Annotated in this window: 23 protein-coding genes and 1 tRNA gene; 13 read left to right on the forward strand and 11 right to left on the reverse strand. The window is 62.3% G+C overall.

Translation table 11 applies throughout. The annotated features are described in order from the left end of the window. Positions 1-6: 6 nt before the first annotated feature. The gene (locus CCA01S_RS09930) at positions 7-978 is read right to left on the reverse strand and encodes a TRAP transporter substrate-binding protein (protein ID WP_066457696.1); all 972 of its coding nucleotides are present in this window, start codon (positions 976-978) and stop codon (positions 7-9) included. Between the two features lie 234 nt (positions 979-1,212). Here CCA01S_RS09930 and CCA01S_RS09935 point away from each other — a divergent pair, with 234 nt between their 5' ends. From CCA01S_RS09935 to CCA01S_RS09945, 3 genes are read left to right on the forward strand one after another with little or no spacing between them, the layout of a single operon-like run. Next, positions 1,213-1,905, forward strand: coding sequence for an MBL fold metallo-hydrolase (locus CCA01S_RS09935; protein WP_066457698.1), 693 nt, complete (start codon positions 1,213-1,215; stop codon positions 1,903-1,905). Continuing rightward, entirely contained in the window at positions 1,902-2,582 is a 681-nt protein-coding gene (locus tag CCA01S_RS09940) for a GntR family transcriptional regulator (protein WP_084386664.1), read from the forward strand. Before CCA01S_RS09935 ends, CCA01S_RS09940 begins: the two co-directional genes overlap by 4 nt. Before the next feature lie 20 nt (positions 2,583-2,602). Then, positions 2,603-3,709: an NAD(P)/FAD-dependent oxidoreductase gene (locus CCA01S_RS09945; RefSeq protein WP_066457703.1), complete on the forward strand. Its 1,107-nt coding sequence runs from the start codon at positions 2,603-2,605 to the stop codon at positions 3,707-3,709. A gap of 29 nt (positions 3,710-3,738) precedes the next feature. Here CCA01S_RS09945 and ampD read toward each other — a convergent pair whose 3' ends face one another. The 3 genes from ampD to CCA01S_RS09960 are packed head-to-tail and all read right to left on the reverse strand — an operon-like array spanning position 3,739 to position 5,457. Then, positions 3,739-4,317 (reverse strand): 1,6-anhydro-N-acetylmuramyl-L-alanine amidase AmpD, encoded by a 579-nt coding sequence (gene ampD, locus CCA01S_RS09950; RefSeq protein WP_066457828.1) that lies wholly within the window; start codon positions 4,315-4,317, stop codon positions 3,739-3,741. A 47-nt stretch (positions 4,318-4,364) separates the two neighbouring features. After that, positions 4,365-4,613 carry a PP0621 family protein gene (locus CCA01S_RS09955; RefSeq protein WP_066457706.1) on the reverse strand — a complete coding sequence of 83 codons (249 nt, stop codon included), beginning with the start codon at positions 4,611-4,613 and terminating at the stop codon, positions 4,365-4,367. After that, the gene (locus CCA01S_RS09960) at positions 4,606-5,457 is read right to left on the reverse strand and encodes a cytochrome C assembly family protein (protein WP_066457709.1); all 852 of its coding nucleotides are present in this window, start codon (positions 5,455-5,457) and stop codon (positions 4,606-4,608) included. The genes CCA01S_RS09955 and CCA01S_RS09960 overlap by 8 nt, the downstream gene beginning before the upstream one ends. Before the next feature lie 93 nt (positions 5,458-5,550). On the opposite strand from CCA01S_RS09960, the gene ffh reads away from it, so the two are divergent. Continuing rightward, positions 5,551-6,966 carry a signal recognition particle protein gene (gene ffh, locus CCA01S_RS09965; RefSeq protein ID WP_066457711.1) on the forward strand — a complete coding sequence of 472 codons (1,416 nt, stop codon included), beginning with the start codon at positions 5,551-5,553 and terminating at the stop codon, positions 6,964-6,966. 162 nt (positions 6,967-7,128) lie between these two features. On the opposite strand, the gene thiS is transcribed toward ffh, so the two are convergent. From thiS to trmB, 3 genes are all read right to left on the reverse strand, one after another. Then, on the reverse strand, positions 7,129-7,335 hold the full coding sequence (gene thiS, locus CCA01S_RS09970; protein ID WP_066457729.1) for a sulfur carrier protein ThiS: 207 nt from the start codon (positions 7,333-7,335) through the stop codon (positions 7,129-7,131). A 76-nt stretch (positions 7,336-7,411) separates the two neighbouring features. After that, on the reverse strand, positions 7,412-8,347 hold the full coding sequence (gene pip, locus CCA01S_RS09975) for a prolyl aminopeptidase (RefSeq protein WP_066457732.1): 936 nt from the start codon (positions 8,345-8,347) through the stop codon (positions 7,412-7,414). Beyond that, positions 8,344-9,096: a tRNA (guanosine(46)-N7)-methyltransferase TrmB gene (trmB, locus tag CCA01S_RS09980; RefSeq protein ID WP_066457735.1), complete on the reverse strand. Its 753-nt coding sequence runs from the start codon at positions 9,094-9,096 to the stop codon at positions 8,344-8,346. The genes pip and trmB overlap by 4 nt, the downstream gene beginning before the upstream one ends. Before the next feature lie 86 nt (positions 9,097-9,182). Between trmB and CCA01S_RS09985 the strand changes: the two genes are divergently transcribed. Then, a tRNA-Gly gene (locus tag CCA01S_RS09985) sits at positions 9,183-9,256 on the forward strand. Between the two features lie 264 nt (positions 9,257-9,520). On the opposite strand, the gene CCA01S_RS09990 is transcribed toward CCA01S_RS09985, so the two are convergent. Continuing rightward, entirely contained in the window at positions 9,521-10,159 is a 639-nt protein-coding gene (locus tag CCA01S_RS09990; protein WP_439951503.1) for an RES family NAD+ phosphorylase, read from the reverse strand. A gap of 13 nt (positions 10,160-10,172) precedes the next feature. Next, positions 10,173-10,790, reverse strand: a complete 618-nt coding sequence (locus CCA01S_RS09995) for an integrase (RefSeq protein ID WP_066457837.1) — start codon at positions 10,788-10,790, stop codon at positions 10,173-10,175. 416 nt (positions 10,791-11,206) lie between these two features. Between CCA01S_RS09995 and CCA01S_RS10000 the strand changes: the two genes are divergently transcribed. The 3 genes from CCA01S_RS10000 (at position 11,207) to CCA01S_RS10010 (ending at position 14,332) form a co-directional block, all read left to right on the forward strand. Continuing rightward, entirely contained in the window at positions 11,207-11,623 is a 417-nt protein-coding gene (locus CCA01S_RS10000; RefSeq protein WP_066457739.1) for a helix-turn-helix domain-containing protein, read from the forward strand. Then, positions 11,623-12,855: a type II toxin-antitoxin system HipA family toxin gene (locus CCA01S_RS10005; RefSeq protein WP_066457741.1), complete on the forward strand. Its 1,233-nt coding sequence runs from the start codon at positions 11,623-11,625 to the stop codon at positions 12,853-12,855. Before CCA01S_RS10000 ends, CCA01S_RS10005 begins: the two co-directional genes overlap by 1 nt. A 517-nt stretch (positions 12,856-13,372) precedes the next feature. Then, complete coding sequence (locus CCA01S_RS10010; RefSeq protein ID WP_066457744.1) at positions 13,373-14,332, forward strand: helix-turn-helix domain-containing protein; 960 nt, start codon at positions 13,373-13,375, stop codon at positions 14,330-14,332. On the opposite strand, the gene yczE is transcribed toward CCA01S_RS10010, so the two are convergent. Further along, the gene (yczE, locus tag CCA01S_RS10015) at positions 14,329-15,015 is read right to left on the reverse strand and encodes a membrane protein YczE (protein ID WP_066457747.1); all 687 of its coding nucleotides are present in this window, start codon (positions 15,013-15,015) and stop codon (positions 14,329-14,331) included. The two genes, CCA01S_RS10010 and yczE, sit on opposite strands and share 4 nt — an antisense overlap. Before the next feature lie 105 nt (positions 15,016-15,120). Between yczE and yczR the strand changes: the two genes are divergently transcribed. Next, a complete protein-coding gene (yczR, locus tag CCA01S_RS10020; RefSeq protein ID WP_066457754.1) occupies positions 15,121-16,566 on the forward strand; it encodes a MocR-like transcription factor YczR in 1,446 nt (481 codons plus the stop codon). Positions 16,567-16,611: 45 nt separating this feature from the next. Here yczR and wrbA read toward each other — a convergent pair whose 3' ends face one another. Further along, on the reverse strand, positions 16,612-17,205 hold the full coding sequence (gene wrbA / locus CCA01S_RS10025) for an NAD(P)H:quinone oxidoreductase type IV (RefSeq protein ID WP_066457757.1): 594 nt from the start codon (positions 17,203-17,205) through the stop codon (positions 16,612-16,614). 202 nt (positions 17,206-17,407) lie between these two features. Between wrbA and CCA01S_RS10030 the strand changes: the two genes are divergently transcribed. Genes CCA01S_RS10030 through CCA01S_RS10045 form a run of 4 tightly spaced genes read left to right on the forward strand, consistent with a single transcriptional unit; the run spans position 17,408 to position 19,168 of the window. Beyond that, the gene (locus CCA01S_RS10030) at positions 17,408-18,301 is read left to right on the forward strand and encodes a LysR substrate-binding domain-containing protein (protein ID WP_066457761.1); all 894 of its coding nucleotides are present in this window, start codon (positions 17,408-17,410) and stop codon (positions 18,299-18,301) included. Positions 18,302-18,350: 49 nt separating this feature from the next. Next, positions 18,351-18,623: a CopG family ribbon-helix-helix protein gene (locus tag CCA01S_RS10035; protein WP_066457763.1), complete on the forward strand. Its 273-nt coding sequence runs from the start codon at positions 18,351-18,353 to the stop codon at positions 18,621-18,623. Beyond that, complete coding sequence (locus CCA01S_RS10040) at positions 18,611-18,904, forward strand: type II toxin-antitoxin system RelE/ParE family toxin (RefSeq protein WP_066457766.1); 294 nt, start codon at positions 18,611-18,613, stop codon at positions 18,902-18,904. Before CCA01S_RS10035 ends, CCA01S_RS10040 begins: the two co-directional genes overlap by 13 nt. 42 nt (positions 18,905-18,946) lie before the next feature. Further along, positions 18,947-19,168, forward strand: coding sequence for an antitoxin PaaA2 family protein (locus CCA01S_RS10045; protein ID WP_066457768.1), 222 nt, complete (start codon positions 18,947-18,949; stop codon positions 19,166-19,168). The last annotated feature ends 90 nt before the right edge of the window (positions 19,169-19,258 follow it).

Genomic DNA, 19,258 nt, shown 5'->3' on the forward strand with positions numbered 1-19,258 from the left:
TGTGCATCATTGGGCCCGGTAGGTCTGGAGTACGGCTTCACCCGGTTTTCCGGCCGAGCGGCTCCATTCGGTTGCCATCCGCGCGCCGATCTTGTGCAGAGAGGCGTTCAGGGCTTCGCTGCCATCGCTGACGTGCATGCCGTGGTCGGCCAGAATCTGTTTTTTGGCCTGGTGGTCTGCTTCCGCCATCTGCCATCCGCGGGTTTCGGCTTTGGCCGCGGCCTCGATGACCGCCTGCTGTTCGTCGGCAGGCAGGGCATCAAAGACGCGTTTGTTGACGACCACGATGTTCTTGGGCAAATAGGCCTTCACGTCGTAGAAATACTTGAGGAAATCCCAGGCTTTGGTATCCACCCCTGTCGAGGTTGCCGTGAGCATCGTATTGACCCTGCCGGTGGTAAACGCCTGGGCAAGATCCGGAACCTCGACTTGCGCCGGGACGGCGTTGACCAACTGCGCCAGGCGCGCCAGCTGAGAGTTATAGACGCGGAACTTCAGGCCTTGCAGGTCTTCGACCTTTTCGATAGGGCGATCCGAATACAGCCCTTGGGGCGGCCAGGCAACCGAGTAAAGGATTTTCAGGCCTTGTTTGTCGAGTTCTTTTTCCAGCTCGGGCCTGGACGCCGCGTAGAGTTTGCGGGCGTCGTCGAACGACGTGGCAACGAAGGGCACGGAGTCTAGTGCATAGAAGGGGTTTTCGTTCGCCAGGATGGAGATGAAGAATTCGCCGATCTGGATTTGGCGTGAACGGACCGCGTTCTTGATTTCCGGGTGCTTGATGAGCGACCCAGCCGAATGCACCTTGATCTGCAGCTTGCCGTGGGTGGCTTCCTGGACGTCTTGGGTGAACTGCAGCACGTTCTTGGTGTGGAAGTTGGACTCGGGGTAGGGCGTGGCCATTTGCCAGGTGTCGGCCTGTGCCCCCGCGCTGGTCAGGGCGATTGCCAGCCCGGCCACGATTGTCTTGAATGCCGCCATGATGTCTCCCGAAATCTTGATAAAAAAATGAGGAACTGATGTAGAATCAATAATACTATTAATAATTTATGTGTCACTACAATTTTGATGAAGATCAGTGAAAACCCTAGGTTTTCAGGGTTATGTCGTCCGATTTATCCCTGCGAAACGCTCAATTCTGGTTGTGGTAATTGAAGTCAAAGTTATAGTATTGTCTGTATTATTGATAATAATCGTTGGACGAAGGAGATCTCGATGACGATTCATCACAGCATTCTGGTGGAAGGCAACAGCCTCCGCTTCAAAGAGGGCTTCTTCGGCTTTTCCACGACCGTGTTGATTCAGGCAGAGGGACATGGCCCGATCCTGTTCGATACCGGGCACCACCTCACCCGGCTCATGCTGCTGGCTGGGCTGAAAAGACACGGCCTGGCCCCAGAGGACATACGCACGGTCTTTCTCTCGCACCTGCACTTCGACCATGCCAATAACGTCGATCTGTTCCCGCGGGCGGATGTCTATCTTGGCGCCGCAGAATGGGCGTACGCCAAACAGCCCGATCCGGACGATCCGTTTTGCAGCATCGGCATGAACCACTATCTGGCCGACCGTCCTCTGCACCTGCTGGATCAAACCGAAGGAGAACTGGTGCCCGGATTGCTGTATCGTCATGCGCCTGGGCATACGCCAGGAAGTTATCTGCTGCACTACACCCGGGATGACGGGGCGCGTGTCGTGCTGGCGGGGGATGCGTGCAAGACGTACCGCGAATTGGCGGGGGGACATGCGGCCAGCGAGTTCGATCCCGCGTCGCGCTCCGCCCAGACGCTCGCCTGGATTGCCGCCCACGCCGACATTGTCGTGCCAGGCCATTTCCCTGAACTGCGGCGCACCCCCGCGGGCTGGATGTGGGACGAACCCACGCGTCTGGAGTTGATCGTTCGATGAATCGTGAACCAAGCCGTAGTGCTTCCGTAGCCGATATTGTGGCGCTGTTGGAAGCCGACATCATTTTCGGGCGGCTGCGCCCCAACCAAGAGCTGACAGAAGACACCCTGATGGAACGCTTCGAGGCCAAGCGCCACGTGGTGCGCTCGGTGATTCAAGAGCTGGTGGGCCGCCGCCTCGTGGTCAAGCCGCGTTCCAGATCGGCACGTGTCAAAGATTTCACGCTCGAAGAAGTGGGCGAAATCTATCACATGCGCGAGCTGCTGCAGCGTGACGCGGCGCTGATCATGCCGTTGCCCGCCTCCGCCCAGGCCCTGGCAGCGCTCAAAGAAGCCTACGTCAAGCATGCCGCGGCCGTGTCGATCGCCGCCGATGGCAGCCTGATCCGGCGCTTGAACGATCAGTTTCACGACCAGCTGTTCGCCCTGAGCTGCAACCGCGAACTTTGCAAGGCCATCGCCTTTTACACCGAAGTCTCCAACCCGATCCGCTCGTATGGCATCGTCGCCCCCGAGTGGCTGCAGCAGGCGGTGCGCGAGCATGCCGCCATGATCCAGGCAATCGAGGCACAAGACCGGGTTGCGCTGGCGCGCTTGGTGGTAGACCACATGCAGCCCACGCGCCAGCGCTGGGAATCCTTGCACGTCGGCAGGGCGCCGCAACAAAACGATCACTAGCGGGATTGGGAGTTCAAGCTGTGGAAGAAGTGGATTGCATTGTCATCGGGGCTGGCGTCGTCGGCTTGGCGGTTGCGCGGGCCTGTGCGCTGGGGGGCCGTGAAACCATCCTGCTGGAGGCGCAGTCGGCGATCGGCACGGGCACCAGCTCGCGCAACAGCGAGGTCGTTCATGCCGGTATTTACTACCCGCCAGGTTCCCTCAAGGCGCGCCTGTGCGTGCAAGGCCGCCAGGCGCTTTACGCTTATTGCGAGACGCACGGCGTAGCCCACTGGCGTTGCGGCAAATTGATCGTCGCCACCGCGGCCAGCCAGCTGCCCACGTTGCGCGCGCTGGCCGCCAACGCGGCAGCCAGCGGGGTGGATGATCTCCAGTGGCTGGAGGCCGCGCAGGCACAGGCGCAAGAACCCGCACTGCGCTGCGTGGCGGCGCTCCAGTCGCCTTCCACCGGGGTCGTCGACAGCCACGGCCTGATGCAGGCTTTGCTGGGGGACCTGGAGGCCGCGGGCGGCATGCTGGCGCTGTGTTCCCCCGTGGTGTCGGGGCGTGTCGATGGCAAGCACGGCATCGTGCTGCAGGTCGGGGGCGACGAACCCATGGAAATCCGCACGCCTTGTCTCATCAATTCGGCGGGCTTGCAGGCGGCGTCCCTGGCCGCGCGTCTCGAAGGGGTGCCGCCCGAGACGATTCCCCGCATGAAACTGGCCAAAGGCAACTATTACGCCTTGTCAGTGGCGTCCCCCTTTTCTCATCTGATCTATCCCGTGCCCGTGAAAGGTGGCCTGGGGGTGCATCTGACGCTGGATTTGGGGCGGCGCGCACGCTTCGGGCCCGATGTCCAGTGGGTGGATACCGTCGATTACGACGTGGATCCCGCGCGTGCCGACAGCTTCTACGATTCGATCCGCCAATACTGGCCTCAGCTGCCCGATGGCGCATTGCATGCCGACTACGCCGGGGTGCGTCCCAAGCTGGCCCATGCGGAAGCAGGCGATGCGGATTTCCTGATTCAGGATGCGCGCCAGCACGGTGTGCCTGGCCTGATCAATTTGTACGGTATCGAATCACCAGGCCTGACCGCCTGTCTTGGTATCGCCGATGAGGTGCTCGGGCGCCTGTCGTTCTAAGCATGGCCGGTCGTGAACGCCCAGCCCTTTCACGCCAGCCCTCCGTCCAACCGCCCCCACTCAAACGACTTGCCGGGGTCGGTCTTTCTGCCCGGCGCGATGTGTTCGTGCCCGCGCACCCAGCGGATCGGGTGCCGCGCGCGGATCGCCGCCGCCAGGGCATTGAGCCGTGCGTACTGGGCGTCCGTGTACGGGGTCGTATCCGTGCCTTCCAGCTCGATGCCGATCGAAAAATCGTTGCAGCGCTCACGCCCCTGAAAAGACGACACCCCCGCGTGCCAGGCGCGCAGCGTGGTGGGCACGAACTGCACGATGGTGCCGTCGCGGCGGATGAGGAAGTGCGCGGAGACCTTCAGGTCGCGGATGTTCTCGAACCAGGGGTCGGCGGCGATGTCCAGGCGGTTTTGAAAGAAATCGATGATGGCGTCGCCCTGAAACACCCCGGGCGGCAGGCTGATGTTGTGGATGATCAGCAGGGACGGGGCTTCGGCGTCGGGGCGGGTGTCGTGGTTGGGCGATGGGCGGCGCAGGATGCCGGGGCCGTCGTCCAGCCAGCCGTCCGGCCCCAGGTGCAGCGGCCCGGCGGCCTGTGTGGATGGCGTTTCCAGCGACCCGACGTCTGGTGCCTGGACGCCAGCTTGCCCGGCGCGCCGGGTCACTGTTTCAGTCCCAGCCGTGCGTGTTCGGCGCAGCACCAGGTCTTGCCCCGGCTCATGTAGGCTTCGGAGCGCGGCAGATAGATCTGGCAGTGGGCGCAGCGCACCATTTCTTCGGCGGCGGCCTTGGATTGCGCCGCCTGGCGCCGCTCCGCCGCCTGCCGGGCCTGGGCTTTTTGATGATTGAGGATGCGCGAAACCATCAGGACGGCCAGGATGATGATGGCCCACAGTAGAAACTTACCCAAGATTGCCTCGGTGCAAAATCACTTCAAGGACGAACCGGCTGCCGGTGTAGGACAGCAGCAGGAAGGCGAACCCGACCAGCGTCCAGCGCAGTGCCGTGCGCCCGCGCCAGCCCTGAATCTGGCGCCCGAGCAGCAGCACGCCGAAAGTGACCCAGGACAGCAGCGTGAACACCGTCTTGTGATCCATGGGCAGGGCGTTGCCGCCCAGGCGCAGCGAGACGATGATGCCGGTGATGACGGTGAGCGTCAGGATGGCAAAGCCAATGCCGATCAGGCGAAACAACAGCTGTTCGAGCGTGAGCAGCGGCGGCATGGCGCTCATGGCGCGGCCCATGACGCCTTGCTCGCCCTCGGATTCGATCGGGCGATGCAGGTGGCGGTCGAGCACCGTCATGAGCATGGCGTGTAGCGCGGCGACGGTGATGAGCCCGTAGGCCACCATGGCGATCAGCAGGTGCACGCGCAGCCAGTCGCTGTTGGCGTGCGGCACCAGATAACCCTGCGGAAAGACACCTGCCAACAGGCTGACCAGCGCGGCGGCGGGCAGCAGCACCAGCAGCAGGCTGTCGAGCCGCAGCAGGAAGTTTTCGATCCAGAAGACGATCATGCCCAGCCACATGGCGGTGGACAGGGCCAGCGCCCAGCCCAGGTGCAGGCCAGCGGGCACGATGACGGCGGCCCCCAGGCCGATGCCGTGCAGGGCAATGGCCCCCAGCAGGCAGCTGCGCCCGATGGCCCCGGTGGCGCGCACACTCTTGGCACCGATGATCGGACGCCATAGGGCCAGGCCCAGCACGGCGTAAGCCAGTGCGGCAAGCAAGTGAAATACAATGCTGACTGACATAGTCCTCGGTATCCGGCGCGCACAGCCCGCGCCCCAAAAGCATCCATTTTATGCGCAGGCCGACGGATCAACCAGTTTTACGGATACGCCATCATGCTCGATAACCTCACTTCCCGTCTGTCGCGCGTCGTCAAGACCATGCGAGGCGAAGCCCGCCTGACCGAATCCAACACGCAAGAGATGCTGCGTGAGGTGCGCCTCGCGCTGCTCGAAGCCGACGTGGCGCTGCCCGTCGTGCGCGAGTTCGTCGCCCGCGTCAAGACGGCGGCGCTGGGGCAGGAAGTCGTGGGCAGCCTCAACCCCGGCCAGGCGCTGGTGGGCATCGTACACAAAGAACTCACCAGCCTCATGGGGGGCGATCTTGGGGCCGAGGCGGGCGAGCTTTCCCTGGCGGCGCAACCGCCCGCCGTCATCCTCATGGCGGGTCTGCAGGGGGCGGGCAAGACCACCACCACCGGCAAGCTGGCCAAGTGGTTGTCCGAGGGCAACCACATCCAGCATGGCCGCAAGACCGGGCGCAAGAAGGTGCTGGTCGTCAGTGCCGACGTCTACCGGCCCGCCGCCATCGATCAGCTGCGCACCGTGGCGGCGCAGGTGGGGGTCGATTTCCTGCCCACCGAAACCACGCAAAAACCGCAGGACATCGCCCGTGATGCGCTCGATCATGCCCGCCGCCACCACTACGACGTGCTCATCGTCGATACGGCTGGGCGCCTGGGCATCGATCAGGTCATGATGGACGAGATCCACGTCCTGCATGGCCTGCTCAACCCCATCGAAACCCTGTTCGTGGTCGATGCCATGCAGGGGCAAGACGCCGTCAACGTGGCGCGCGCGTTCTCCGAGGCGCTGCCGCTCACCGGCGTGGTGATGACCAAGCTCGATGGCGACGCGCGCGGCGGGGCGGCCCTGTCGGTGCGCCAGATCACCGGCAAGCCGCTCAAGTTCGTGGGCGTGTCCGAAAAACTCGATGGCCTCGAAGCTTTCCACCCCGAGCGCATGGCCCAGCGCATCCTCGGCATGGGCGACATCGTCTCGCTGGTCGAGCAGGCGCAAAAAAATATCGATATCGCCGAGGCGCAAAAACTGGCGGCCCGGCTCAAGTCCGGCGACCGCTTCGACCTCAATGATTTCCGCGATCAGCTGCAGCAGGTCAAAAAGCTGGGTGACATGGGCTCTTTACTGGAAAAACTGCCCGCGCAGTTTGCTCAGGCCGCCGCCCACGTGCAGGGCGGCCAAGCCGAAAAGCAGCTGGCGCGCACTGAAGGCATTCTCAATTCCATGACGGCGCTCGAACGCGCCAAGCCCGAGCTCATCAAGGCCTCACGCAAGCGCCGTATCGCCGCGGGCTCCGGCGTGCCGGTTCAAGAGGTCAACCGCCTGCTCAAGCAGTTCGAGCAGATGCAGGGGATGATGAAGCAGATGAAAAAAGGCGGCATGGCGAAGATGATGCGCGCCATGGGGGGGCTGAAGGGGCTGGCGGGGATGGGAAGGGGAGGGTTTCGGTAGGTTTTGCTTTTGGGAGGGCTTGGGGCTGTCTTGGTGCGGGCATTTTTCCACGGAGACAGGCAGGGCTTGTCTTGGTGCTGGCATCTCTCCACGTCGCGGCCTGCAGGCCGCTTCGATTCGACAGGCAAAAAACCGTCCGCAGGGACGGTTTTTAGTCCTGTCTCATCCCCCTCCCACGGCTACGACGATTTCCAGGTGGTCGCCGTTGGATAGCGCCGTGTGGGCGTGTTGGCTCTTGGGGACGATGTCGCCGTTGCGTTCGATGGCGATGCGCTTGCCCTCGTAGCCCAGGTGGGCCACCAGGTCTTGCACTGTGTGGACGCCGTCCAGCTGTTTTTCGTGACCGTTCAGGCGGATGGTGAGACTCATGGTGCGTGGCTTCCGTGTGCGCTGCCCGCGCCTTCGGGCACGGGCGGCGGCGATCAGAGAAAGGGCGGTGGGACGCTCAGGCGTAGCGGTCGGTGGCCGCCAGCAGTTGCTTCAGGATGCCGGGTTCGTCAAAAGCATGACCCGCATTCGGGATCAGGTGGAAGTCGGCCTTGGGCCAGGCCTGGTGCAGATCCCAGGCCGAGCGGGCCGGGGTACAGCAATCGTAGCGCCCCTGCACGATGACGCCGGGGATGTCCGCCAGCTTGTGCGCGTCGCGCAGCAGCTGGCCTTCTTCCATGAAGCCCTTGTTCACGAAGTAGTGGTTCTCGATCCGGGCGAAGGCCAGTGCCGCCTGGTCGGCGGCGTGTGACTGGATGTGCTCTTCGTTGGGCAGCAGGCTGATGGTGTGGCTTTCCCACTGCGTCCAGGCGTGGGCCGCCTGCAGCTGCGCCTGGGTGTCGCTGCCCGTGAGGCGGCGGTGATAGGCCGCGATCAGGTCGCCGCGCTCGGCCTCGGGGATGGGGGCCAGATAGGTTTCCCAGACATCGGGGAACAGCCACGATGCGCCTTCCTGATAGAACCAGCGCAGCTCGGCCTGGCGCAGCAGGAAGATGCCGCGCACAATCAGGGCCCGCACGTGTCGTGGGTGGGTTTCGGCATAGGCCAGCGCCAGGGTGGAGCCCCACGAACCGCCGAAGACCACCATCTGTTCGGCCTTGAGCACCTCCGTGCGCAGCCGTTCGATGTCGGCCACCAGATCCCAGGTCGTATTGTGTTCGAGGCTGGCCGACGGCGTCGAACGCCCGCAGCCACGCTGATCGAACAGCAAAACGTTGTAGCGGCTGGGGTCGAAGACTTGCCGATGGGTGGCCGAACAGCCAGCGCCCGGCCCGCCGTGCAGAAACACCGCGGGCGTGCCGTGCGGATTGCCGCACAGTTCCCAGTAGACGCGATGGCCGTGGCCGACCTCCAGGATGCCCTGCTGATAGGGCTGGATTTCCGGATACATCAATTTGCCTCTGTTGCTGATGCGACGCCGTCAGGCGTGCGTCGCGTGAAAATCAGATCCCAGACCCCGTGCCCCAGGCGCAAGCCGCGGTTCTCGAACTTGGTCAGCGGCCGGTAGTCGGGGCGGGGCGCATAATCGGCACAGGTGTTTTGCAGCCCGGACTCGGCGGACAGCACCGCCAGCATCTGCTGGGCATAGTGTTCCCAATCGGTGGCGCAGTGCAGATAAGCGCCCGGCGCCAGGCGGCTGACCAGCAGTTCGACGAAGGCTGGCTGGATCAGGCGACGCTTGTGGTGGCGTTTCTTCGGCCAGGGATCGGGGAAATAAATGTGCGCGCCCGCCAGCGACCCGGGTCGGATCATGTCGCGCAGCACCTCGACCGCATCGTGCTGGATGATGCGAATGTTGCCCAGCTCGTTGTCGTGGATGCGCTTGAGCAGCGCCCCGACGCCCGCGTTGAAGACCTCGACCCCCAGAAAATTGTCGCCCGGCCGCGCCTGGGCAATCTGCTGCGTGGTCTCGCCCATGCCAAAGCCGATCTCCAGGATGGTGGGCGCGGCGCGGCCAAAGGCCGCCGACAAGTCGAGCGGCGCATTCTGGTAGCGGATGGCCCACTGCTGCAGCCACTGGGCGATGGCTTGCTCCTGGCTGGGCGTGATGTGTGCGCGGCGATGGACGAAACTGCGAATGTGCGTGCTGCCGGAGGCACCTTGTGCCGTGACGATGGGCGGGGGGGCTTTAGGTGTGTTCAAAATGAGGTAAACTACAGGGCTTCAAGGGTGTCTGTGGCCTTCAATTTTACCCACAAATCCTTGTGCATCAATCGATTGCACCAATCGCGGGTGTAGTTTAATGGTAAAACTGAAGCTTCCCAAGCTTCCGTCGTGGGTTCGATTCCCATCACCCGCTCCATTTCGGCTTTCCACGGTCTTCCACCGAACGCCAAGAAACGTCGTAATTCATTGTCGGGATTAAGATTTTTTAGCCAACCTTGATCCACTGACATCCAGCGAAATCCACTCCCATCCGCATAAAAACGGTACAAACGGTACATTGAGTGGTACACCGGCAATACGGGGTTCCCAAATCGGGAGACGAAGGCCGGCAAAGCACGCCAAAGCAGATCCAGCGGGTTTTCAAGAAGGACGTGTTTTCCGTACTGCCGCCCCTGACCATCTACGACATCACCCGCGCCCATTTGCTGGACATCAGCGGCAGGGTGGAAAAGCGTGGCTCGCTGTCGGTGGCCATAGCAATAGGTTGGTGCCAACCGCTGGCACGCCCTTGGACACCAACCAGTTCGGTACGCGCTGATCGCCACGCGCATAAATGCACCATCCGCTGCCAAAGACACGGCCGATGCGTTCTGCGATGCCGATGTGTGGCGTGTTCATGGTCGTCTCCGGCCATCGCATGCAACTGGGCGGATACCTGTTGCGTGTGCGTGTAGTCGCGGCTGACCAACTGCTCCAGGTTCAGGCCGAAGTAGCCGGCCATGACGCCCGAGGCTGTGAGGTCGGCCAGATGTAAATCAGCCATCACCCCTACGGCACGCACCATACGACCCTGGACTTCTTTCAGCGCGATCGAACGCTTTGTATCTGCAAGCCACTGGTGCTTGTGGAACACCGACTCCATCAGCGCCGTCGGCAGATCGCGCCCCAGGTAGAGCACTCCGTAGGCCCGCGCCGGATCATCGTAGCGATTGGTGCTGTTGCGGCCATAGTACAGTGGGCTGTTCCGATAGACGACACGGCTCACATGCTGGAGCAACTCACCGACATTGATCAGGGACGAAGGCAGTTCGTAGCTCATGGGCGGTCTGGCTTCAGTGCACCTGCACGCTCAACACATTGAATACGGTCTCGGCCACGTCGTTGATCGAGCCAGGTGTCACTGCGTCCACCGGCGAACGCCCGCCCAAGCCTTCGAGAGGTTCGGACAACGCACGGTAGATCGTCCAGGGGTCGATACCCTCGACCTTCTGCAGTATGGTTTGGGTCAGCTGCTGTTTTACCGGATCGAGCTGCCAGTCGGGCAGCTTCTGACCGCGAGGTCCCACATTCAGTGACAGCAGCCGGCGGGCGACGATGTCCTTGTAGATCTGCTGACGCGATTTGTTCGCCAGCTTGGCGAATTCGGCGAGTGGCAGATTTTGCGGCTGATTGAAGGTTGTCAGCAGTACAACGCGACCGCGTTGAATGTCGGTTTCAGTCGGTGCCCAGCGCTTGCTGGCACGCAGCGCGACCGCTTTGCGGGCGAGGGCCTGCGTCGTCGTCTCCGCTTCCATGGGGGGGTGCAGCTTCGCAGCCTTCACTCGTTCGTAGACGAACGCCTGCAACTCGGCCGCGAACGCCCTGGCATCCCGGATTTCGACGGTATCTGCGAAGCGGCGTACATCTTCCGCCGTGACGCGCGGTAGATGGGTGGTATTGGGCATAGTCATCTCCCACAGGCTGGTTTGAGACATAATCAACGTTAATCTCTTATGTCTCATTTGTCAATTTAGTCGCCTGAATAAGAGCCTTCTTGATCGGATCGCCCGCAAGGTGGCAGAAGCATCCATGCAGGATAGGACGTAGCACGCAGAGCTGGCATCTCAGGCGCCGACATTGATCTGACGGCGGGGGCTTTCTCGGCCCATGCGGAGCATCGTACGCAGTAGGTTATCGCTGCGCGCTCATCTACTCGATAGCGCAGATAAGCATTCGACATGGTTGATGACCCCGCTCCAGTCTGCGCAATTATCTGCCTGAAGGGTTTCCGCTGGAAGTTGGCGGAATACTTGATCATGGTTGTGCCGATATGTTCAAATATGACTAACTAAAGTTAATTCAAAATCATATTTGATGGATTATCGTCATGCCATCTTCCGTGCGGAAACGCTCTGGCGCACAGCTTGCGTTGCCACTGCCAGTTGGGCGCGCGCTGCGTCGTTTGGGGCAGGATATCTCGACGGCACGCCGCATGCGCCGACTGAGCCAGGAAAGCCTGGCGCAGCGCATCGGCACATCACTGAGCACCGTCAGGCGCATGGAAGATGGCTATCCTGGCACGGCGCTGCATACCTTTCTGCGTGCCCTGCAAGTGCTCGGCCGCCTGGATGCGGTGCTCAAGGCAATGGCCATGGAAAATGATGTGCTGGGCATGGAACTGATGCGCGAACAGTTGCCGCAAAGGGTGCGATCGTCGCCTGGAAACAAGCGGCAAACGCGCCAGTCCGCCGCGACTGGCGAAAGCAGTACAGATGCCGACAACGATGAGCTGGAGGGCTTCTGATGGCAAAGGGCAAGTCGCCCAGGCGTCGCGACCTCGAAGTGCGTCTGGGGGCCGGAGGACAGGTCGTGGGGCGACTGTATCTAGGTAGTGGTAAGCGCAGCGCGTTCAGCTATGACGAGCAATGGCTGCACGATCCCCGCTTCTTCGCGCTGTCGCCTGACTTGCAACCCGTGCCGGGCGTCCAGCATCCCGAGCAGGTGTTTTTTCGTGCGTTGGAAGACACTGCGCCAGATTCATGGGGTGAACGCGTGATCCGGCGTGCTCATGCGAGGCTGCGGCAGGAAGATCGCCAGATGCCCGCTCTGGAGCCCGTCGACTTCGTGATGTGGGTAGACGACGAGGCGCGTGTTGGCGCACTGCGCCTGTTTGATCCCCAGGCCAAGGCCTATTTGCGCTCTGGCGAGCAGTGCAGACGCGTACCGCCGTTGGTGGAGTTGGATAGGATTGTGCAGGCCGCCCACGCCCTGGAAGAGGGTACGGAGAGCGCACAAGACCTGCAATACTTGCTTGGACAGGGCACTTCGCTGGGCGGTACGCGGCCCAAATCCACGGTTCGAGATACGGGGGGGCGTTTGGCCTTGGGCAAGTTTCCCAGCCGGGCGGATCAGCGTGACGTCATCCGTGGCGAAGTGCTGGCCATGCACCTGGCGGCCAAGGCAGGCATCAGGGTGGCTCCGGCGCGTGTGGAACTGATCAACGGCACCGCAGTTGCCATCATTCGCCGATTCGACCGCACCGACAATGCAGGCCGGATTCCCTACGTGTCGGCCGCGACGATGCTGCAATCCGATGGCCGTGACACGGCGCATGCCTACACGGAGCTGGTGGACGTGCTGCTGCAAGTGGGAGCCAACCCGATTCAAGACATCCACGAACTGTGGCGTCGCCTGGTCTTCAATTTCCTGATTTGCAACACTGACGACCATCTGCGCAATATGGGGTTCCTGTACGACGCACGCAATCACGGGTGGCGCCTGTCGCCAGCCTTCGACCTCAACCCGATGCCGGGCGATCGCCGAGAGAGCAAGACCTGGCTCACCGAGGATTCCGGGGTCATCGATAGCCAAGCCTTGCTGATGGAGGGAGCACCTTATTTCAGGTTGGACGCAGAACGGGCCGCTGCGACTTGGGTTGAAGTTGCCCAGGCAGTAAATGGCTGGCGCACGGTAGCCAGGGGGTTGGGCATGCGCGGTGCGGATGTGCTCGACTTCGAGCCCGCATTTGTTGTGTAGGGCCCGACAAACGGGCGTGTAGTACTGCTCGCGCTGCATCATGTATTTGCCCTCTGCTGGGGTGGAACCCAGACTTTGAAATCCATATTCGTGCTGTCGGCACGCCCACCACCTTGCCCGCGCGCTCACAGGCGTCCAGGACATCTGAAAGGTGTTGAGGCATGGTTTGTTCGTGGATTTACATTCGCTTCGCGCAACGCACCATTATTCGTCCCGTATTGCGAATTTAATGCAGAAACTATTGGTGACCCCACTGATGCCTCACTACGTCCCGAGGCACCAGCATGCGTTGAGACGGTATAGCTGGACGATGCGCGGTGATCGTCCAGTGGTCGATATCCTCGACCTCCTGAAGCACGGTTTCATGCGGGATAGGCCGAAGGCGGCATCGGGGCATTGTCCAACGCTGCGCATGCCTCTATCGCTCGAACTGTTGCGCGCCTTGAAGTACGCGCAGTACGCGCGTATAGTATTAAGTAAATTTATAATTTCATTTACTTAATAAATGAGGCCAAACATGCAATCATCGTCACTCGTTGAACTCGCACTGTCCGCTCAAGGCTGCACCCAGAAAGAGCTTGCCCTTAAGCTGCGGGTTTCGCCGGCACAAATTAGCAAGTGGAAGAAAGGCGAGTACATTTCATCCGAAATGAGCGACAGGTTGAGCGAGCTGGCCGACCTGGACGATCTGGATCCGGATGTCGTCTTGCTTGCTGGCTCCAAAGAAGACGCCAAGAAATGGGTACAACTCATTCGCTACCTTGCAGACCTCTCCGAATGTAGTGCGGAGACTGGCTACGATACGGCGCCGTTGGTGGAGGATCTGGAGGACGACAACTGCTTCCTGTTCTGGAACACCTTTCATGTGCTCCAAGAAATGGGGGTGAATATTCCTCGACCCTTTCCCAAGGAGCTGGAGGCTTGTATCGCGGATGACGATGATGAGAGCGAAGCCATTTGGGACAACGAGATAGCTTCACTCATCCATGACATGTTTAAGTCACTCACAAACGTGTATGGCTTTTATGCAGCGTTCGTGTCAGATTTGGTTCTGGATGATGAGCTGGATCTGGTCGACACGCCAGCTTGGGATCTTGATTCTGCACTGCTCAGTCTGGCCGCATCGAAGCTGGAGCTGAACGAACGCGAGGTTCCTGGATTTTCACGTTTCAAGAACAAAGTGGAGTCCGAGGTCGCTGAAATGATCACGTATCTGAAGGAGCGTGCATTTCGTGCTGGTGTCCCTTTGAGAGCCGAGCTGATGGATCTGGTCTTCGATTCCCACGATGAGTTGGGTCGGGCTGCGGAAGCACATAGCTTTGGCTTTAACCAAAGCCGCCTGCATCCTGATATCTACATGAACGAGCTGCTCACTGGCATGCGTGTGATTCATCAAGTACTGCCGGCGATCCTGAAAAAGCTTGGCATTGAAGATGAGTTTGAGCTTGATACTTCCGAACTCCGACTCGGCCGTTAGCAGGTAGGAACCCCCGCCGCGTGCCGGGGATCGGTCTCGACTTCGATCATGGCCCAGGGCAGCATGGCCTGGGTCAGGGGGCCGATCAGCAGGGCGAACAGAACCGTGCCGATGCCAAACAGACCTACCCCCCCCAGCATCAACCCCACCAACAGCACAGAGACTTCCAGGGCGGTGCGCACCAGACGCAGCGACAGGCCCGTGACCCGCTGCAGGCCTGTCATCAGGCCATCGCGCGGGCCGCGGCCCAGCTGCACCCCGATATATAAGGCCGACCCGAGGCCGCACAGCGCCACCCCACCCACCGTCAGGCCCAGGCGGGCCAGAAAGTGATCGGGGGTATCCAGCACCCGCATGGTCAAATCCGTGGCGATCCCGATGGTGATGGCGTTGGCGATGGTGCCGACACCGGGGATTTCGCGCAGAGGCACCCAGAGCAGCAGCACGGCAAATGACACCGTAATGAACACCCAGGCGAAGCTGACCGGGAAATAATGGGTCAGGCCGATGTGCAGGGCGTCCCAGGGGGCCAGGCCCAGACTGCCGCGGATCATCATGCCCATGGATACCCCGTAGAACACCAGCCCGATCATCAGCTGGGTCAGGCGGCGGCCCAGCCGTCCGGCGCGCAGTTGTTCAAATGGCCCGAGCTGGGCAAGCCGAATGGAATTTTTTTGTCGCATGATGAGATGAGCCCGGGCACCGCACTGCCCATGGATTTACTATGCTTGTCATCTTGCCCATAATTGGTCTGCTTGAAAATAGCCAATCACAATAAAGTGGCCTGCATGAAAGAATCCATTACCGCCCGCCAGCTCAGTACCCTCGTCGGCACGCTGCCTGCGGGCACGGCCTACGTTGGTCTGGCCGACCAGCTCACTTTGTTGATCGGCGATGGTCGCATTCCACTGGGCGTGCGCCTGCCCAGCGAACGCAGCCTGGCTGCGGCGCTGGGGCGATCCCGCACCACGATCACCCGGGCTTACCTGGCCCTGCGCGACAGCGGCTATGCCCGCGCGACCCAGGGTTCGGGAACCTATACCGCCGTCCCCGGTGGGCGGCGGCAGGCTCACGACCGCGTTCTGGTGGCCGGTGGGGCGGGTGAAGACTGGATCGACCTCAGCTGCGCCGCCGATTCAGCCCCCGCCGAGGTCATGGCAGCCTACACCGCCGCCTTGTCCGATCTGCCCACTTATCTGAGCGGGCACGGGTATTTCCCATCCGGCCTGCGGGTTTTGCAAGAAGCGGTCGCCGCCGCATACCAGGTTCGCGGCCTGCCTACCGCGCCAGAACAGATCATCGTCACCCCCGGGGCGCTCAGTGCCGCCAGCATCGTGGTGCGGGCCCTGGCCTCCCGGCGGGGACATGCCCTGATCGAGTCGCCCACATACCCCAATGCCGCCGAAACCTTGAGGGCTGCCGGGTTGACCCTGCATGAAACCCCGCTGGGCCTCACGGGATGGGACATGGCCGGCATGATGCACACGATCCAGCAGGCGCGGCCTGATTTCGCCTATCTGGTTCCAGATTTTCAAAACCCGACCGGCGCGGTCATGACCACCGACCAGCGTCAGCAGCTGGGACGCTGCCTGCAAGCCCATGGGGTTGCGCCGATCGTGGATGAGACCCACCAGGCATTGGCTCTGGATGGCCAGGCCATGCCCGCGCCTTTTGCCTGCTTCAACCCCGACACCATCACGCTGGGCAGCCTGAGCAAGGCCTTTTGGGGTGGGCTGCGGGTGGGTTGGATTCGCGCTCCGCAGCCCTTGCTGGGGTCGCTCACCCGGGCGCGGATGTCGCTGGATCTGGGTGTGCCCATCGTCGAACAATTGGCCGCGGCGCACTTGTTGCGGCAGGGGACGGTCTCGCCGGGGCAAATCCAGCGGCTGCGCGCGCAGCGCGATGCCTTGATGCAGGCCGTGGCGACCCACTTGCCCGACTGGCGCTTTGTCCCGCCAGCAGGCGGGCTGGCCCTGTGGTGCGAACTGCCCTGCCGGGGGGCGACAGCGCTGGCCGCCGCAATGACCGTCAAACAGGTGGCCATCACCCCCGGCCCCGTGTTTTCCCCGGATGGCGGTCTGGATGCCTTCATCCGCCTGCCCTGGTCGCGGCCCGTGGCCGATCTGCGGCAAGCGGTCGATCGCATCGCCCTGGCCTGGCGCAGCATCGCCACGCACGCGCTCGACCTCCCCGCCAGTCGCCAGCACAAGCCAATCCGCCTGGTGATGGCGTGATCGCCGCCGATCGTCTTGCGCGGCCGCCAGGGGCCGACGCTGGCCTTACGCCGCGATCTTGCCGGCGAACTCGACCAGCCGCCGCGCCTGGAAGCGCACCGAAGCCAGCACCGCGTCGTTGACGTCTCCCATGCTGGCGCTGGCGCCGTAAGGGTTGCCGCCGGAGGCGAAGATCACGGGGTCGGCATAGCCGGGGGCCACGATGATGCTGCCCCAGTGCATGAAAGTCGCGTACATCCCGAGCAGCGTGGTTTCTTGCCCGCCGTGCACGGTTTGCGCGCTGCTCATGGCGCTGGCGGCCTTGTTGGCCAGCTGGCCTTGCTGCCACACCGGGCCCAGCGTGTCGATGAAGGCGCGCATCTGGCTGGCCATATTTCCAAAGCGCGTGGGGGCGCTGAACAGAAAGGCGTTGGCCCAAATCAGGTCTTCGGGCGTGGCCTCGGCGATATGTGCCGTCTTTTCAGTCTGCTCGCCCCAGGCTGGCACCGACTTGACGACTTCGGCGGGCGCGGTTTCACGCACCTTGCGCAGGCGCACTTCGGCGCCCGCTTCTTCGGCGGCCTTGGCCGCGGCCTCGGCCATGGCGTAATTGGTGCCGTAGGTGCTGTAGTAGACGATGGCCAGCTTGACCTTGCTCATATGGACTCTCCGTGGGGTTGAAAATCGGGTGTTTCGCTTCAGGCGGTTTCAAATCGAACCGCTGCAGCCTGGTTTTAGACAGGCCGACGGGCGATCACGGCACTCATGATGCCATTGGAACAATGAATCAGTAATAGATGGAAAATATCTATACTGTCCTGAAAATAGAACAATTCTCCTTGGCGTTTGTGGAGGAACGGCCATGCAGGATCTCGACGATCTGGCGTATTTCGCGCTGGTGGTGGAACACGGCGGTTTTGCCGCGGCTGCGCGCGCCAGCGGCATTCCCAAGTCCAAGCTCAGTCGTCGCCTGGCCGAGCTGGAAACTCGGCTTGGCGTGCGCTTGGCGCAGCGCAGCACGCGCCACTTCGTGCTCACGCCCGTGGGCGAGCAGATCGTGCCGCATGCGCACGCCATGCTGGCCGAAGCCGAGACCGTGCGCGCGCTGGCGCACGAACAGACGCACGAGCCGCGCGGGCGCGTGCGCCTGGCCTGCCCGCCAGCCTTGCTGCAGGCGACGGTGGGGCCGCTGCTCAATGCCTTCGTCAAGGCCTGGCCGCAGGTTCAGCTGCAGATCGAGGCAAGCAACCGCAACGTGGATGTCTGGCAGGATGGCGTCGATCTGGTGCTGCGCGTGCGTGCGCCCGATGCCGTGTTGCCGCAGGATGAAGTGGTGCGTCCCCTGGCACCCAGCGAACACGTGCTGGCCGTCGCGCCAGCGCTGCTGGCGGGCATCCCGCCCTTGTCCGCGCCAGACGACCTGCGCGCCTTGCCCACGCTGGGCCTGGGCAATTCGCCAGAGGCCCGCGCATGGCACCTGCGCCATGCCGATGGCCGACAGGTGGAATACAAGCACGCCCCCCGGCTGGTGGCCGACGATATGGGCGTGCTGCTGTGCGCGGCACTGGACGGTGTCGGCTGCGCCGTGCTGCCGCGCCTGATGCTGCATGATGCGCTGGCCAGCGACCAGCTGCGGGTCGTGCTGCCCGATTGGGCCCCGCCGCCCGGCGTCGTCCAGCTGGCCTACGCCAGCCGCAGCGGCCAGCGCGCAGCGGTGCGCAAGCTCATCGACTACTTGGCTGACGGTTTTGCGTAAAGAGTTGAGTTATCATGGCCAGGTATTACCATGTGATAAAAGGCTTGCTATGGCAACGTCCCTCAAGATCGACGAGATGCTGAAAGACCGTGTCCAGCATCTGGCCAGTCAGCGCCGCCGCTCATCCCATTGGATCATGCTCGAAGCGATCCGGCAGTACGTCGAACGTGAGGAAGCGCGCGAGCGCTTCAAACAAGAAGCCTTGGCGTCCTGGGTCGCTTACCAGGAAACCGGTCGTCATCTGACGGGTCGAGAGGTTGGCATCTGGTTGGATACCTGGGGCACCCGCGACGAAAGGGCGGTGCCTGAGTGCCGCGAGTAATCGTCACCGAAGGCGCGACAGAAGGCTTGGAGAGATGTCGGAAATTCCTGGCCACGAAGGCGCTGGAAGCCTCCAGGCGGGCCGGTCAGGTCATCAAGCAACAGCTTCAACTGCTGGAGACGGCTCCCAACATCGGGCGGCCGCTCTCTGACATGCCAGAACTGCGCGAGTTGGTGATCGCCTTCGGCGATTCCGGTTATGTGGCGCTGTACCGCTACGAGCCAATCGACGACGCGGTGTATGTCCTGGCCTTCCGCCACCAGAAGGAGGCGGGCTATTGATCCGGTGCGCGACAAGCCTCGGCCTTCAGGCGAGGTAAGGATATGATGACGAACACCAATTTTGACTGGGAATCCGTGACGGTCACAAAGCGGCCCGATCGGTCGGCGGCGCTCAAGCGGGCGCATGAGGCAGCGGCCTATGACGCATGGTTCCGCGACCAGGTGCAGGCCAGCATCGACGATCCGCGCCCGAATGTGACCGATGCGCAGGCCAGCGCACATATGGAGCGCGTGTTTACGCGGCTTGAGAAGAAGGCGCATTGATGCCGACGGCGCAGTGGCGCAGGCCGGGGAGTGAGGCCCCGACAAGCGCCTGACCACACCCGCGACGAAAGGGCGGTGCCTGAGTGCCAC

The organism is Castellaniella caeni NBRC 101664, from assembly GCF_001592225.1.
GTDB classification, from domain to species: domain Bacteria; phylum Pseudomonadota; class Gammaproteobacteria; order Burkholderiales; family Burkholderiaceae_B; genus Castellaniella; species Castellaniella caeni.

What these genes read in the sequence shown, in the direction of transcription:
- CCA01S_RS09930 (WP_066457696.1), bottom strand. Translation starts at nt 978, where the DNA reads ATGGCGGCATTCAAGACAATCGTGGCCGGGCTGGCAATCGCCCTGACC.
- CCA01S_RS09935 (WP_066457698.1), top strand. Translation starts at nt 1,213, where the DNA reads ATGACGATTCATCACAGCATTCTGGTGGAAGGCAACAGCCTCCGCTTC.
- CCA01S_RS09940 (WP_084386664.1), top strand. Translation starts at nt 1,902, where the DNA reads ATGAATCGTGAACCAAGCCGTAGTGCTTCCGTAGCCGATATTGTGGCG.
- CCA01S_RS09960 (WP_066457709.1), bottom strand. Translation starts at nt 5,457, where the DNA reads ATGTCAGTCAGCATTGTATTTCACTTGCTTGCCGCACTGGCTTACGCC.
- ffh (WP_066457711.1), top strand. Translation starts at nt 5,551, where the DNA reads ATGCTCGATAACCTCACTTCCCGTCTGTCGCGCGTCGTCAAGACCATG.
- thiS (WP_066457729.1), bottom strand. Translation starts at nt 7,335, where the DNA reads ATGAGTCTCACCATCCGCCTGAACGGTCACGAAAAACAGCTGGACGGC.
- CCA01S_RS09990 (WP_439951503.1), bottom strand. Translation starts at nt 10,159, where the DNA reads ATGAGCTACGAACTGCCTTCGTCCCTGATCAATGTCGGTGAGTTGCTC.
- CCA01S_RS09995 (WP_066457837.1), bottom strand. Translation starts at nt 10,790, where the DNA reads ATGACTATGCCCAATACCACCCATCTACCGCGCGTCACGGCGGAAGAT.
- CCA01S_RS10000 (WP_066457739.1), top strand. Translation starts at nt 11,207, where the DNA reads ATGCCATCTTCCGTGCGGAAACGCTCTGGCGCACAGCTTGCGTTGCCA.
- CCA01S_RS10005 (WP_066457741.1), top strand. Translation starts at nt 11,623, where the DNA reads ATGGCAAAGGGCAAGTCGCCCAGGCGTCGCGACCTCGAAGTGCGTCTG.
- CCA01S_RS10010 (WP_066457744.1), top strand. Translation starts at nt 13,373, where the DNA reads ATGCAATCATCGTCACTCGTTGAACTCGCACTGTCCGCTCAAGGCTGC.
- yczE (WP_066457747.1), bottom strand. Translation starts at nt 15,015, where the DNA reads ATGCGACAAAAAAATTCCATTCGGCTTGCCCAGCTCGGGCCATTTGAA.
- yczR (WP_066457754.1), top strand. Translation starts at nt 15,121, where the DNA reads ATGAAAGAATCCATTACCGCCCGCCAGCTCAGTACCCTCGTCGGCACG.
- wrbA (WP_066457757.1), bottom strand. Translation starts at nt 17,205, where the DNA reads ATGAGCAAGGTCAAGCTGGCCATCGTCTACTACAGCACCTACGGCACC.
- CCA01S_RS10030 (WP_066457761.1), top strand. Translation starts at nt 17,408, where the DNA reads ATGCAGGATCTCGACGATCTGGCGTATTTCGCGCTGGTGGTGGAACAC.
- CCA01S_RS10035 (WP_066457763.1), top strand. Translation starts at nt 18,351, where the DNA reads ATGGCAACGTCCCTCAAGATCGACGAGATGCTGAAAGACCGTGTCCAG.
- CCA01S_RS10045 (WP_066457768.1), top strand. Translation starts at nt 18,947, where the DNA reads ATGATGACGAACACCAATTTTGACTGGGAATCCGTGACGGTCACAAAG.